This is a genomic window from Nocardia sp. NPDC050712 (assembly GCF_040654295.1).
Classification (GTDB): Bacteria; Actinomycetota; Actinomycetes; order Mycobacteriales; family Mycobacteriaceae; genus Nocardia.
The window spans coordinates 1,995,547-2,008,644 of the sequence record NZ_JBFAHT010000001.1; the positions used below are offsets into that span (position 1 = coordinate 1,995,547).

Here is a 13,098-nt window from a genome sequence, read left to right on the forward strand (position 1 = left end):
GCCGAGGTCTTCTGGACCCGGCCGAACGCCCCCAACTGCCGATTACCGCTCGGTAGAACTCCGTCGGTCCGACATCGAACGACGCCATCGATCCGACGCGGTGTTCGCTCGGGCCTACGCAGGCTAGCCGAGGTCGGTGGTTCCGCTCCGTGCGGAACCGTCGTGCCGGCGGAGAAATTCGAGGATGCGGGGAACCACGATTTCGGTGTTCGCGAAGAACAATCCGTGTCCGAGCCCCGCGTAAACCTCTACCTCGGCCTGGGCCACATTGGTCCGGACACGTTGTCCTGCGACCTCGGCCGGATGGCAGATCTCCGATTCGCCACCGAATATCCACAGCGAGGGGATCGTGATCGATTGCAGGTCGGTGTCTTCGAATACCGTTCCCCACGGCAGATGTCGCTGGTAGCCCAGAGATGCTTTGGCGGCCCGCATCTCCACCTCGGAGATGGGGACGCCGGGCATTACCCACTTGTTCATCCGGGTCATATTTTTCGTGCTGGGCACGATCGCGAACTTCATGATCTGGAACAGGGCGCTCCAGCGCAGTTTGACGACCACGCCGCCTGGTTCGATCACCGTCAGGCTGGCCAGTCGCTTGGCGTTGTGGAAGCCCGCCATGGACGCGTGCCAGCCACCGTCGGAGTAGCCGAGGACATGCGCTCGGTTCGTGTCGAGCCCCGCGAGGACCTCATCGAGCCAGGTCCCGAATTGCGCCTGTTCGGTAATCGGGGCCGTCTGCACGCTCCGGCCCGCCGTGCCGATGGTGTCCAGGGTGTAGACCACCCGGTCGCGGCTCAGTTCCTCGATCACCGGATACCAGCACAGGCCATTGCCGCCGAGCGGATGCAACAAAACCAGCGGCGTTCCCGGTCCGGCGCCGAAGGTGTGGACATGGGTTGTCCCGAAAGACGTTTCGACATCGCACTCGGTGTACGGAATCGGTGAGAGCGCCGCCATCTCGTCGTAGGCGCTCATATAGGCGGCTCGCGCCCTATCGCTCTTGAACCGTCCGATCTTGGCCATCGGCCTCCCCTTCACGCACTTTGGTGATATGAACGTATCACATAGATGGTATGGGCGTACCATGAAGGATCGTGGTGCTCGGATGGGCGGAGGGTGGTGGAGGTGCCTCGGTTGGTGGATCACGAGCAGCGGCGACGGGAGATCACCGATGCCGTGCGCCGGGTCATTGTGGCGGGTGGGCTGCCGGCGGCAACGTTTCAGTCGGTCGCGGCGGAGGCCGGAATCTCGGTGCGTCTGGTGCAGTACTACTTCGGCAATAAGACGGCGTTCCTGCTCGCCACCCATCAGTCGGTGGTCGTGGAGGCGGGAGCGCGGTTCACGCACGCGCTCGAGAGACTCGGCGAAACGGCCGCACCACGCCAAACGGTGCGCGCGGTACTGACCGCGCTGCTGCCCCTGGACGAGGAGCGCCGACAGGAGACCGTCCTACTCGGGGCGTTCAATCAGGCGGCGATGAGCGGACAGGGCATCACCGGTGACGAGCTCGTCGGTGCCCCGATGTTCTTGGCGAATCTGATCACCGCGCAATTGGAGCGGGCCCGAGCGGCCGATCCCTCGCTGGCGGTCGATCCCGAACTCGATGGCGTACTGACGGTGGCCGCCGTGGGTGGACTGTCCCAGGGAGTCGCGGGCGGCTATCACAGTGCGGATCAGGCGGTGGCGCTGCTCGACCGGCTGCTGGACCGACTGTTCGGCCCGCAGGTGGCTGAGCGAATTTCCGTTGCGGCGATGACGGGCGTTCACGGGTAGGTCTTGCCCGCTTGTCGCACCTCCCAAGGGCCGCCGCGTCGACTGAGCGCACTGACATGCCGCAGAGCGCACGTCTCCAACCGGCCAACTGTCGTGCACGCAAGATCAACGGACCGGGCGACTCTCGACGCACGCCACCCGCTAGCTGGCAATTGCACGCCGTGCTGAACTCATGTTCCGGCCATCAATGCCGACATAGCCGAGGACTGCCGAACAGATTCACATTGTCTTCGACGCGGTCTACCTCGAAGGTCCTGAGGTTCTCAGGCCGGGGCGAGCGCTGCGGCGGTACAGGTCAGGGCCATGGACCGGTGCGGGTAGGTCGCGATGGTCGAATCGGTGTGGGTCAGTTGCAGAGGCCGCAGTGCGGCACCGGTGGCTACCACCGCGAACAGAGTGGTGGAACCCGCGAAGCGTTGGGCAGTAGTCAGTGCTTCGACTCCTGCCGATCCCATGTAGGACACGTCGCTCAAATCCACGACAAGGCGAGCCGGACGGGCTTGCAGAACTCGCTGCAGGGCTTGGGTCAGCCGCGGGGCGGTGTGCATGTCCACTTCGCCCGTGACGTCGAGGACTGGCCCGTGCTCGTGGTGGTTGTCGGTGGTGATCGTCAACTTTCTTGCTGTGTGAATCATGGTGGAACTCCTGGTCGCCGTGCCCCCGCCCTTCGCGCCGTTGCCGAATCTTTCCTATGGCGTTCCCGGTTGGGTCGGGTTTCACACCTAACGCCTAACCCCTGCCCGGTGACAGGATGGCTCAACTTCGGAGACGACCTCGGGCGAGGTCTCCCAGTTGAGTTATGTAAAGGCTGGTAGGAGCGGCGCGACGTTCGTAGCTGTGTGGCGGCGCTACGGCTGTGCTGCCCGCAGGTGGGGCCGGTGACCGCTCAGCAAGTCCGGCCATCACCGCGTGGCAGGCGGTGACAATGAGGACGGCCCAGGCCCTCTGGGGACCTGGAGCGCGGTATCGTCCTCGGGACGATGAGGTCGCGGGGTCCGGACGCCCCTCATCGTCACCGATGACGGTAGTTGCTGCGCCCGTGCCGCAAAGCCGATTTGCCGAGATCCGAACGCACTCATCTGCCGCGATCCGTGCGATCCTGAAGGCTGCGGTCCCTGGCCTACGAACGCCCTGATCTGCTGAATCTGGCCGGTTGCCCCCCCGCGATACGCCGTAGCGGTGGTGAGGGCTCCTGGCTGGTGCGGTCACTGTGCCGCGCGGTGCGGCGGTGGGCCTTCCGGCTGCGCTCGCATTGAAGGATGAGTGTCTCACTTTCCCTCTTTGGACAGGAGCGTGGACATGTCCATTTCCAAGATTGTCGGTGTGGTCGTTGCGGCCGGGGTGTTGGCCGCGCCCGCACAGGCAGCCGGTTTCGAACCCCCCGTAGCCGAGCAGGAGCTGTCCACGAAGAGTGCGCTCGCCCTGGACCCCGCGGACGAGCCTGGGCACAATCCGGCACCGCCTCCGGCGCCCGCCGCAGTGCCCGGCACAGGCAAAGCAGATCAAGGACTGGCCGTTCCCTCCAGGAGCAGTCTCACCGTCCCTGGTGAGGACGGCGACAAGGGTAAGGGCAAGGGCGGCAATGGGAAGGGCAAACATCGCACCCTGGGAACAGACTCCGGACTGGGAGAAGGCCAGCGCTAGTGCGGTCTATCGGCAGATCGCGGCCTTCATCGCGACCACCGATGGGGCGTGCGCGAAACTCTCCCGCGAACAGCGAGGCCGGTTCGTCGCGCTGTGCTGGACTGCGCAGATCTACAAGCACTTCCCCGACCCCAAGCCCAGTTACGTCGCTGACTGGGAACAGCTTCTGGACTGGCAGAAGCAGACAGACGCCGACATCTTCGATGCGGTGGAGCGCGCTGCTGCAACCCTGTCATAGAGACGTTGTTCGTGAGACACAGACATTTTTAGAGGCGCAACCGCCGCAGACGGGTCGCTCGGATCTCAGGGCCCGGCTTCGGTGGGTTCGGTCAGGGAGTTGAGGAACCGCTGGAATCGCGGGGTGATCGTCGAGTAGACGGTGTCGCCCTCGCGGTCCGTCGCCGCGGCTAGGGAGATGGTGCCGTGGTGCCAGTGGTAGAGCCACGGGGTGATCGGCCAGGGATCGCGCTCGTGGACCAGGTGGGCAAGGTGGGCCAAGACGGTAGCGGCGCGGATGACGTCGAGATCGGTGATCGGGTAGCAGTAGATGGTCTCTTTGGCAGGGACGATGAACAGTGCACCGGCCGGGCCGGTGACACCGTGAGCGTCGAGCCAACTGGCGTGGGTGGTGAGGTATTCCGGGCCGGTCAGAAGGAACAGTGGTAGGCCCGCTGCCATCGGTTCGATGTCGCCGAACTCCGCCCGGGTGATCTGTACCTGGCCGTCGGCGCGGACATGGTCCTCGGCGAGTGCGAACAGTTCGGTGTCGGTGAGTGCCGGCCAATATCGCAGCCAGTCCCGCCGCACCGGCACGACGGTCTGCACGCCGTCGAGCAGCAGCCGCTGGATCAGCCCCGGCGCCCAAGGGCGAGTCACGTGATCCTCGTCGTCGTCCTCTTCACCGTAGAGCCGAGTTCGGAGCAGGCCACCCACTGCGGCGTAGTCGCTGAGGTCCAGTGGCGCCTGGGTTTCAGCGTCGGCGGCGGTGATGGCGGTGGCGAGGTGGTCGGCCAGGACCGAGACCCAATCGCCGGGTGGTTCGCTGCTGAGGTGGCGGTGCAGGGTGTCCAAAGACACTCGGGCGGTGCTGTCGGGGCCCGAGACCAAGATGGTCGAAGCGCCGTCGGGTCGGTAAGTGTAGCCGAGGACGGTGGCGGCGGTAAACAGGACCGTGAAGAAGTGGCGTGGGTCCATCTCGTAGAGGGCCATCGGTTGTCGCCTCTCGCTCAGTCCAGGAGTGGGGCGTCCCAGCCGAACACCGAGGACCGGGTACCGCCTGCGATGTGACCGAGTGCTGTCCGGCAGTAGGCAATCATCTCCTCGGGCAGTGCGTTATTCGGAAACCATTGCAGCCCAGCACATTTGTCGGGCTCCTGGTTGCAGGGTCGGCCCTGCCAGCGTTCGGCGGTGAAGAAGAACGCGATCCGGCCGCCGGAGGCCGCACTGTGCATGACGTGTTCGAATCGCAGGTCCTCGTGGCCGATCCGGACACCGAGTTCTTCACCAGCTTCGCGTATCGCCGCATCGAGCATTGACTCCCCGGCTTCGAGGTGGCCGGCGGGCAGATGCCATGCGCCGTCGGCGAACCCGGTGCCTTGGCGTTGCCCGAACAACACCTTGTTGCCGCGATGTAGGAGCAGGTGAACATCACCGATCACCGTGTGTCGTTGCGATTGCAGTGGCGTGGTGTGACCCGATGCGGTGATCATGGGTTGTCTTTCCTGTGCGGGACAGAGTATTTCGACGGTGAAGCTGTTGCGATGCTATGGCTTGGGTTGTTGGCGCGGTGCTGGATTGGCCTCGAGCTTCTCGGGCGGTACCCACCCCGCTTGTTCCCATTGGCCCCGGGTCGGGCAGCCGAGTTCGCGCCAACGGCGCAGACAGTCGAGGTGGTGGTCCCACAGCATCGCCCAATACCGGTGGTAGGCGTTGTCGACCACGGCCACCAGTCGGCGCCGCGGGTCGGTCATCAGATCGGTGTAGGGATACCGGATCGACGGGCCGAGGCCATCGCCCCAATCCAGAGCACCGCGTGGAGCATTGATCCATTCGCCCCCGAAGTTGCGCCGCAGTACTTCGCCGAGAAACATGGCGATCCGGTCGGCGCGATCACGACCCTCTGGCAGCTCCAGCAACGTTGGGACCGGTATCCACCACCTCGCCGCGTCCTCGGCGTGGATAAGTCCCTCGCGAGACCATGGATCGGGCTGCGCCACGGCCAAGAGCCCGGACAGCAAGGCGTCGACTGTGGGGTCGACGTCTTCGCGCCATGCGATCCATTCGGCGGTTTGCTGGTCGGCGCGGAACCCCTCGAAGCGTGTTGGACCTTGCACCGGATGACCTCACTTTCCTTGTCGGGCCGGTAGTTTCGACGCTGTGCGCCTACGCGCCGCGTCGGCCCTCGAGGTCCTCGGGTGGCACCCATCCGGCTTGCTCCCACTCGGTCCGCGGCGGGCAACCGAGTTTGCGCCACTCACGCAGATATCGGAGTTGGTCGTCCCACAGCGCCGGCCAGTTCTGCCCGCCCCGGTCCTGGACCGCGCACACGAGGCTGTCACGGACCTCGGTGATCAGGTTGGTGAACGGGAACCGGATAGTCGGACCGAGTCCGTCACCCCAATCCGGGGTGCCGGGAAGGTTGATCCACTCGCCGCGGAACTTTCGACGCAAGACCTCACCGAGGTACATGCCGAACTGGTCGGCGAGCACCAGACGTTCGGGCAGCCACAACGATTTACGGGTCGGGAAAAACCGGGTCGCTGCGAGTTCAGCGTGAACAAGTCCGTCGCGCGACCACGGCTCGTTGCCGACCACCGCCAAGTGCTCGGCCACGAAGGCCGCGACCTCGAAGTCGAGGTTTGCCTGCCATGTAATCCATTGCGGGCTCTGCTGGTCGAGATGGAATTGCTCGCAGCCTTCGTATTCGTAATCGCGGTCGCTCACTGGATTGCCTCACCTTCCTTTGCCGCGTGCGCACGCTGGGCGGAGTTCTGGGTTGTGCAGGTCGAGGGGACGCAGTCGCCGTGCAGCTCGATGGCGCGGGCAGTGTCCCCGCCAACGAAGATCGCAGGGTCGGTGGTGTCGTGTCGGATGACCGCGAGCAGCCGCGCCAGCGCGGCTTCGCTGTCGAATTCCGGGCGACTGTCGTTGTGGTGTTCGAGGACTCGGTCGGCTCGGCGGCTGCCGGCAGCGGAGGAAGGTGCCGCGCGGCGGTCATCGCTGCTCATCTCCTGGAGTGCCGCGCGACTGCCCGGTGTCCAGCCCGCCAGACCGGCGGCGATGCGTCGCAGCAAATCCACTGTCCCAGCGTCTGGTTCGAACACATCCAGTCGCACGAAACGCAACTCCTCCAAGTGCGCGCCCGCGACCCGCTGACCGAGATCGAACGTCATGGCCACACCGCCGCTCTACGACGACCTGTCACAGCACAAGCGCGGATAGCCTTGATGACAGCCAGGCCCGAGGGCCGGAAGCTGTCGAGCGGGCGTTCGATCCATTGCCGGATCTCGTTCGAGCTGACGGTGGGCGAGGGCAGCGCGATGGTTCCGCCGTCCCGGATGACGGACACTTCGATGCGGTACATCTCCGCGAAAACCGCTGCTTCGTAAGGGATGTCAGGACGAACCAGGAACGTCCACCGGTTCGCGCGGAGCTGGGCAAGCACCGGGCCGATGCCTGTGCCGTCCTTGCCCATCCGATTCAGGACATCGCGACCGAGCATGGCTGGCATCGTCAACCCCCACACCTGCGAGGCACCGACCACGATGCGCCCGAGCTCTGGTGGGTCGATCCTGGCGGCGAGGTCGCAGACCTGCCGGTAATAGGTGCACTGGGACCGTGGAGTGTCCCGTCCGATTGGTTGGTCCATCTGAAGACCTCTTGATCGTGTCGGCGGACGAGGGGTGCGCCCGGGTGCCCCCAACTCCTCGGGTGTCATCGGGCAATACCAGATCGATTGGCCCGGGCGCATGACCAGAACACACCCACAGTCGAAAGGGCGCACCCCGAATCGGGTACACCGAATCAGGTTCACCAAAATGCCTGCGCGACTCCCACACCAGGTGGCACGATCTACCCGACGCGGGTATGAACACCCGCCCGAAACGGGGGAGTCAGAATGCCTGACACCGGATCGACCCTGCCGCGCCGCCAACTGGGGCGACATCTGATGGAGTGGAGATCACGAGCGGGACTGTCTCAAGCCAAGGCAGCCCAGCTGCTGGAGATCGGAGCCAGCAGCCTGCAACGGCTCGAGAAGGGACAGAACTCGCGCATCCGTTCCAGAGACATCGTTGCCGCGTGCGACTTGTACGGGGTTCCCGAAGACCTCGCCGATGCTTTGGTCGGTCTAGCGCGCCAAGCGAATGTGAAGAGTTGGTGGCACCAGTACGGCGACCTCATCCCGAAGGACTTCGACGTCTACGTTGGGTTGGAAGCCGCTGCGAACGAGCTGATCTCATACCAGCCTGAGCTGGTACCCGGCCTGCTCCAGACCCCGGAATACGATCTTGCCCTTGTCCGGCAGTTCTCGCCGGACGCATCTGTGGAGGACTGGAATCGGCGGGTGCAAATCAAACAGCAACGGCGGCACATCATTACACGGAAGACGCAACCGGTTCGATTGGATGTGGTGGTCGGAGAAGCAGCGCTTTGGCGGGTGGCTGGAGAGCCGGCAGTTATGGCGGCTCAGCTCAAGCATCTCGCCGATATGTCCACGCGCGACAACATCTCGATACGGGTTCTTCCGTTCCGCGCGGGGTTTCCTGGCGGTCTCTCGATGCCTCCATTCGTGATCCTTGGTTTCGGTGAGACTGCGCCTGGCGAACCCGCGGAGCCGCCGCTCATTTTCCTGGAAGGCGTGGTGGGGAACCTCTACTTGGAGAAGGGCGATGACCTGGAGAGCTTTGAGCGGTCGTACGATCGGATCAGTGAGGCGGCGTTGGACGCCGTTAGCAGTCGGAATCTGTTGCGGCAGGTAGCAAGGGAGCATGAGTCTCGTGAACGTTGACCTATCCATGGCTCACTGGTTCAAGAGTAGCCGCAGCCAACCCAACGGGGAGTGTGTGGAAGTCGCCTTCCTCGATGAGGGCATGGTCGGCGTGCGTGATTCCAAGAACCCGACCGGGCCTGCGCTCGTTTTTACCGCTGGTGAGTGGAGCGCGTTCCTGGCCGGCGCGCAGGACGGCGAGTTTCACCGCCCCTAGTAGGGATAACGAACGCCTGGTCGTCGGCGCTGGAGCGTCGCTGTCATCCGCGGCTGCTGAGGGCCGTTCACTGCGATGAGCTCCCTTCCGCTGATCGCCATACGATGATCTGCGTGCTCTGAGTCGCTCCAGCGACCCCCAGAAGCGAAGGATCCCTACTGTCTTGGCAAACATGGCGACGGGCGCTTTGTGGTTCAGGCGAGGTCCTGGTTCTGGTCTTGGACAGGTGCACCCTATTGTGGCCGGGCGCCTGGAGTGAGATCGACGGGAAGCGATTGCAAGTGCCGGAAGAACACGCTGTGGCGCCAGCTCAATTCACTCGGCGGGACCGCAAGCTCGATTTCGGGGTATCGGTCCAGCAGGTGGGTGAGTGCAGCGGTGGCTTCGACGCGAGCCAGGCGGGCGCCGAGGCAGTGGTGAATTCCGGTGCCGAACGATATGTGTCGGGCCGGGCGGTCGGGATCGAAAGTCTCTGGCAGAGAATTGAATTCGGGATCACGGTTGGCGGCCAGCAGCGAGACCATCAGAAGTTCTCCGCGGGTGATCCGCTGTCCGGACAGATCCAAAGTGGTGTGGGCTTGACGCAGAGTGGCCACCGGCAGTGGGGGATCGGTGCGCAATGCCTCGTCGATGACTGCGTTGAGCCTGGCGCGGTCTGATCGGACGCGCTGCAGCTCCTGAGGGTTGCGCAGGAGTGCGAGCATGGTGGCGAGAATGAGGTTGGATGTCGTTTCGTGTCCGGCGATCAGTAGTAGCGCGACGGTTGACAGGGCTTCCTTAGAGCTGATTTCCCCCGTTGACATCTGCCGGTTCAGAGAGCTGATGAGATCGTTGCGCGGTCGAAGCCGGCGAAGGACAAAGTACGGCACGATCAGACGGACGAAATCGATACTGGCTCTGCGCAGTTCACTGCCGCTCGCCACAGTAACGTCGGACAGGACCGCAGAGGAACGCTCGATACGACGCTGATGGCGGGCCGAGATTCCGAGGATCTCGCAGATCACCGCCACCGGCAATGGGCACGCCAGCGCCGGGACGAGATCGACCGTCGCAGTGGCGGGGTCGATCCTGTCTACGAATTCTTTTGCGAGGCTGTCGATTCGGGGTTGCAGCTCGGTGATAGCGCGGTGGCTGAAGGGATCAGCAGCGGCCTTGCGCAGGCGGGTGTGCTCGGGTGGGTCCGAGCCGAGCATGTGGGTGACGACCCACTCCGTTCCGGAGCGAAGTAGCCGCTGTCGCGGGCTGGGGTCGGTGTCGTCGGCAGATACGCCGAGCATCGTGTCACGCCCTTTGCCGATGCGAGGGTCGGTGAGCACGGCGCGCGCCAAGGCCTCGCTGGTGACCAGCCATCCGTGAACTCCGGACGGGGTGGTGAACCGGTGCAGCGGTCCCTGCTGTTGCACGCGTCGGTAGAAGGCGTGCGGGTCCAGGAAGTAGGTGTCGTCGAAGCGGACGTCGGTGACTGGCATGTGTTCCTTGGGGGCCGCAGTGGTGGGCAGGAAAGGAGCATCATTGGTTATGGCCGAGAAAAGCGTACGTCAGGAGGAACACGCGCGTTCGCCGCAATGGTTGCTTATCGAGGCATTCGGTGAACTGGACGGTAACTACACAATCGTCGATTGGGGTGGTCACCCCAAGGAATTCCTGTCGCTGGACAAGGCGATCAAAGGCGCAGCGCCCAAGATCCGCCAGGCGGTCACCATGGTCGCGCGTTCGCGTGAACCGTTGGTGGCGCGAGGCGGTGGTCGGCATGTGGAGGTGTATCCGCACTTCGCCAGCGGCCGCCTGCACGCGGTTCAGGTGTGGTCAGGCACCGAGGACGAGACCCCGCCGCCACGTCCGCAGGCTGGATCCTGGGACATCAATCTCTCGACTCTGACGGCCCTGGCGAGCCCTGAGTGGGCGGAGATGGCCGACATCCCGGAAGAAGAGCGCGGTCAGGAGCGATCGTTGGCGAATATGTTCGCGCAGGTTCAGACCGATGAGAAGGAACTGATCGCGATGAAGCGCATCATCGCTGCCGTTCCTGGAACCACCCATCAAGGCGTTTGGGCGGTGAATCGTCGTGACGGGAAGAGGTTCCGATCGCATTTCTCCTGCCGTATCTATGAGCAGATCAGCGACGGTGTTCAGCAGCGAATCGCCCGCGGGGTCAGCCAGGAAATCGGCACGGGAGAAGCCAAAGACCCGCAACCACTCGTCCTTCTCGAGCATCGGTTACTCGAGGCCGACACCCCAGCGGGGGAGTATCGAGCGCTCATCAACCTGCGCAATCTGCGTTTGATCCGGTGGGTGCATGGCTCGCCGATTCCCGAGGAAGTCGCCTGGCGCGGAGTCCTGGAGGAGCCAGCGCCTGAGGTCCACCCCGCGGACCGTCCGACGATGATCGAGATGGCCCGTGGACTGGCCAAAGCCAGCACAGCGGGCCGATTGCGGCTGCGCGGTGTGGACGGGAGCTGGATACCGATCGAGGCGTCCGCCAGCTTGGTCGCAATTGATCAGGAGACCACCGCCGCACTTCTGAAATTCAGGATAGATCGCTAGGTATTTGCAGGACTACAATAAGAAATACGCTCCCGTCCATGCGGGAATCCGGCGGTGGTCGGTCACATGTGGTCCACGCCAGGCAGCGGTTGCCGGGTTACACCGGTCGCGACTATTCGCGCTGCCTGGAAGGTCTTGGATCAATGAGCGAGCTATTCGATGAAGCGGTCCGGCATCCTGGATCGACAATGCGGAACCACGGCGGGCATTCGAAGCCAGCTGAAGCACGTACGCCGAGATGGTGGGTTGTCGTCGAGATACTCGACGACTGGAACGAGCCGACGGTGGTTGCCGACGGCAGATACCCGCGTAATTTCGCCACGTTGAAGCGGATGTCGATCGCTCCCGTCGCGCCGGTAGCGCAGAAGTTGAAGACTCTCATCGCGCGCTGTGCTTCCTCGAGACGGATTGTGACGGACAGAGCGGTATTGCAGTCCGGGGTGACGATCGAGATTGCTGCCCGCCCGATCCACGGTCCATATGGAGAGGTCCGGGCTGTCGCTGTGTGGGCGGGAGTCGAAGGTTCTGGGCAACCACCCCCACCGCGAGTCGGCGTCGTGGAGTGGGATGCCTCGATGGTGGTTGCAATGTCGGATGCGGCACGCTCGATGTTGCTAGGCGATCAGTCCTTCCATCGGTTGATGCTTCCGGAGTTGGTGGAGTGTTTCGATCGGCTCGAGGATCGGTCGGGCTTCCTCGAGCTGTTCAGTCTCGCGAAACCCGCCGACAAGTGGGCCGGTTCCGCGACCAGCGTCGGTGGCGGCACCTTGCGCCAGCTGCATCTTGCCGCGCGGACGTGTACCGCTGGCACCAGCCGTGTACGAGCGCTGGTTTGCGATCTGGCGGGCTCTGTCGCCGAGCCTGGATTGGAACTGTACGAGAGCGCGATGCGTCACGTTCCCGTTCCACGTGGCCACGCCTTCGCCTTGGTCGATCTCGACGCCATGGCGGTACACGATTGGCGTGCCAACGAGCATGAACCGATCGCCGGCTGGCGTCATCATCAGCCGCAGTTCCACCCAGAGGATTTGAACCTGATTGTGGCAATCGGGCGCGAGCTGCTTGACGGCACCCGCACGACAGCTCGCCTGCGAGGTCGGCTCCGCTTTCACGACGCCGACGATTGGATCGCAGTTGAGGGCACGTGGACCAGACTGTCCTCTGCGGATAAACGTCAAGCGTTTGTCGATGTCGCAGCGATTCCGCCCGTGCCGACCTCGGTGATCGACACCTGCCCACGTTGTTTGCGAATGCAGAAGGAAGCGTGTTGATCTCGCCAAATCCCTGACATGTATCTCCATGGCAAACCCCTTTGCGGTTCCATCTTTGCCTCCGAGGTGGTCTATTGGATTCGGTCATGTCGATATTTGATATGGGATTCGTGGTGACCGAGCATCTTTCGGAGAAATCTATTGCGCCAATGCGGCGTACGGATTACATTTGATATCAGGCCCCTCGATCTCGGAGGGCATCTCCCCGGCAACTGCCGCTGCGGAACCGGATGACGCGAACCGAACACTCCCCCGCATCGCCTCTTGGTGACGCGCGCATGGCTTGATGCCGGCCCCAATTGGGAGTTTTCGAGTGTGACTCATGTAGCCCTAGCGGGCACCGAAAGCCTTGGTGTTGACAGGTTTTCGGCGGTGCACGGTCGAACGGGAGATCAAGCCATGAAGCTTCTCGAAACACGTACCCGTCTTGCTCGGCTGGTTGGCCATTGCCAACCGGGCGTCGATTGGGACGAAGCGCTGAGCGAGCGATTTGAACGTCTCTACGACGAAATAATCGATGGCGAAAGGCGATTGCGTCGTCACGCCAGGCTGCGTCGCGAGTTCGGCGACGAATAGCAGCCAGCTCTGAGGTAGGAGCGGCAGACGCGCTCGCACTCGGCGTCATCGTCTCACTCACCCTAACAGCCAGCGCTCGGCGC

At 63.7% G+C, this 13,098-nt stretch carries 16 protein-coding genes; 6 read left to right on the plus strand and 10 right to left on the minus strand.

All coding sequences use genetic code 11. The annotated features are described in order from the left end of the window. Positions 1–123: 123 nt before the first annotated feature. On the minus strand, positions 124–1,026 hold the full coding sequence (locus AB0H76_RS09655) for an alpha/beta hydrolase (protein ID WP_357319828.1): 903 nt from the start codon (positions 1,024–1,026) through the stop codon (positions 124–126). A 102-nt stretch (positions 1,027–1,128) separates the two neighbouring features. On the opposite strand from AB0H76_RS09655, the gene AB0H76_RS09660 reads away from it, so the two are divergent. Then, the gene (locus tag AB0H76_RS09660; protein WP_357319831.1) at positions 1,129–1,776 is read left to right on the plus strand and encodes a TetR/AcrR family transcriptional regulator; all 648 of its coding nucleotides are present in this window, start codon (positions 1,129–1,131) and stop codon (positions 1,774–1,776) included. Between the two features lie 263 nt (positions 1,777–2,039). Here AB0H76_RS09660 and AB0H76_RS09665 read toward each other — a convergent pair whose 3' ends face one another. Beyond that, a complete protein-coding gene (locus AB0H76_RS09665; protein ID WP_357319834.1) occupies positions 2,040–2,390 on the minus strand; it encodes an STAS domain-containing protein in 351 nt (116 codons plus the stop codon). Between the two features lie 968 nt (positions 2,391–3,358). Here AB0H76_RS09665 and AB0H76_RS09670 point away from each other — a divergent pair. Further along, on the plus strand, positions 3,359–3,658 hold the full coding sequence (locus AB0H76_RS09670; protein WP_357319836.1) for a hypothetical protein: 300 nt from the start codon (positions 3,359–3,361) through the stop codon (positions 3,656–3,658). 65 nt (positions 3,659–3,723) lie between these two features. On the opposite strand, the gene AB0H76_RS09675 is transcribed toward AB0H76_RS09670, so the two are convergent. Genes AB0H76_RS09675 through AB0H76_RS09700 form a run of 6 tightly spaced genes read right to left on the minus strand, consistent with a single transcriptional unit; the run spans position 3,724 to position 7,288 of the window. Then, positions 3,724–4,629 (minus strand): hypothetical protein, encoded by a 906-nt coding sequence (locus tag AB0H76_RS09675; protein WP_357319839.1) that lies wholly within the window; start codon positions 4,627–4,629, stop codon positions 3,724–3,726. Positions 4,630–4,646: 17 nt separating this feature from the next. Then, on the minus strand, positions 4,647–5,129 hold the full coding sequence (locus AB0H76_RS09680) for an NUDIX domain-containing protein (protein ID WP_357319841.1): 483 nt from the start codon (positions 5,127–5,129) through the stop codon (positions 4,647–4,649). A gap of 54 nt (positions 5,130–5,183) precedes the next feature. After that, positions 5,184–5,753, minus strand: a complete 570-nt coding sequence (locus tag AB0H76_RS09685; RefSeq protein WP_357319844.1) for a hypothetical protein — start codon at positions 5,751–5,753, stop codon at positions 5,184–5,186. Positions 5,754–5,802: 49 nt separating this feature from the next. After that, positions 5,803–6,363 carry a hypothetical protein gene (locus tag AB0H76_RS09690; RefSeq protein ID WP_357319847.1) on the minus strand — a complete coding sequence of 187 codons (561 nt, stop codon included), beginning with the start codon at positions 6,361–6,363 and terminating at the stop codon, positions 5,803–5,805. After that, a complete protein-coding gene (locus AB0H76_RS09695) occupies positions 6,360–6,812 on the minus strand; it encodes a hypothetical protein (RefSeq protein ID WP_357319850.1) in 453 nt (150 codons plus the stop codon). The genes AB0H76_RS09690 and AB0H76_RS09695 overlap by 4 nt, the downstream gene beginning before the upstream one ends. After that, positions 6,809–7,288 (minus strand): DNA-directed RNA polymerase subunit beta, encoded by a 480-nt coding sequence (locus tag AB0H76_RS09700; RefSeq protein WP_357319853.1) that lies wholly within the window; start codon positions 7,286–7,288, stop codon positions 6,809–6,811. Before AB0H76_RS09700 ends, AB0H76_RS09695 begins: the two co-directional genes overlap by 4 nt. Before the next feature lie 249 nt (positions 7,289–7,537). Here AB0H76_RS09700 and AB0H76_RS09705 point away from each other — a divergent pair, with 249 nt between their 5' ends. Both AB0H76_RS09705 and AB0H76_RS09710 read left to right on the plus strand, forming a co-directional pair. Further along, complete coding sequence (locus tag AB0H76_RS09705; protein ID WP_357319856.1) at positions 7,538–8,428, plus strand: helix-turn-helix transcriptional regulator; 891 nt, start codon at positions 7,538–7,540, stop codon at positions 8,426–8,428. Next, complete coding sequence (locus AB0H76_RS09710) at positions 8,418–8,624, plus strand: DUF397 domain-containing protein (RefSeq protein WP_357320556.1); 207 nt, start codon at positions 8,418–8,420, stop codon at positions 8,622–8,624. Before AB0H76_RS09705 ends, AB0H76_RS09710 begins: the two co-directional genes overlap by 11 nt. A 233-nt stretch (positions 8,625–8,857) precedes the next feature. Here AB0H76_RS09710 and AB0H76_RS09715 read toward each other — a convergent pair whose 3' ends face one another. Continuing rightward, positions 8,858–10,093 carry a cytochrome P450 gene (locus AB0H76_RS09715; protein ID WP_357319859.1) on the minus strand — a complete coding sequence of 412 codons (1,236 nt, stop codon included), beginning with the start codon at positions 10,091–10,093 and terminating at the stop codon, positions 8,858–8,860. A gap of 49 nt (positions 10,094–10,142) precedes the next feature. On the opposite strand from AB0H76_RS09715, the gene AB0H76_RS09720 reads away from it, so the two are divergent. Then, positions 10,143–11,168: a GAF domain-containing protein gene (locus AB0H76_RS09720; RefSeq protein ID WP_357319862.1), complete on the plus strand. Its 1,026-nt coding sequence runs from the start codon at positions 10,143–10,145 to the stop codon at positions 11,166–11,168. Positions 11,169–11,206: 38 nt separating this feature from the next. Then, on the plus strand, positions 11,207–12,439 hold the full coding sequence (locus AB0H76_RS09725; RefSeq protein ID WP_357319864.1) for a GAF domain-containing protein: 1,233 nt from the start codon (positions 11,207–11,209) through the stop codon (positions 12,437–12,439). A 330-nt stretch (positions 12,440–12,769) separates the two neighbouring features. Here the strand turns inward: AB0H76_RS09725 and AB0H76_RS09730 are convergent, their stop codons facing one another. Next, positions 12,770–13,054 carry a hypothetical protein gene (locus AB0H76_RS09730; protein WP_357319867.1) on the minus strand — a complete coding sequence of 95 codons (285 nt, stop codon included), beginning with the start codon at positions 13,052–13,054 and terminating at the stop codon, positions 12,770–12,772. Positions 13,055–13,098: the final 44 nt, after the last annotated feature.

Coding starts and splice junctions, on each gene's coding strand:
- AB0H76_RS09720 (WP_357319862.1), top strand. CDS start 10,143: ATGGCCGAGAAAAGCGTACGTCAGGAGGAACACGCGCGTTCGCCGCAA.
- AB0H76_RS09670 (WP_357319836.1), top strand. CDS start 3,359: ATGGGAAGGGCAAACATCGCACCCTGGGAACAGACTCCGGACTGGGAG.
- AB0H76_RS09715 (WP_357319859.1), bottom strand. CDS start 10,093: ATGCCAGTCACCGACGTCCGCTTCGACGACACCTACTTCCTGGACCCG.
- AB0H76_RS09695 (WP_357319850.1), bottom strand. CDS start 6,812: ATGACGTTCGATCTCGGTCAGCGGGTCGCGGGCGCGCACTTGGAGGAG.
- AB0H76_RS09655 (WP_357319828.1), bottom strand. CDS start 1,026: ATGGCCAAGATCGGACGGTTCAAGAGCGATAGGGCGCGAGCCGCCTAT.
- AB0H76_RS09680 (WP_357319841.1), bottom strand. CDS start 5,129: ATGATCACCGCATCGGGTCACACCACGCCACTGCAATCGCAACGACAC.
- AB0H76_RS09725 (WP_357319864.1), top strand. CDS start 11,207: ATGCGGGAATCCGGCGGTGGTCGGTCACATGTGGTCCACGCCAGGCAG.
- AB0H76_RS09705 (WP_357319856.1), top strand. CDS start 7,538: ATGCCTGACACCGGATCGACCCTGCCGCGCCGCCAACTGGGGCGACAT.
- AB0H76_RS09675 (WP_357319839.1), bottom strand. CDS start 4,629: ATGGCCCTCTACGAGATGGACCCACGCCACTTCTTCACGGTCCTGTTT.
- AB0H76_RS09700 (WP_357319853.1), bottom strand. CDS start 7,288: ATGGACCAACCAATCGGACGGGACACTCCACGGTCCCAGTGCACCTAT.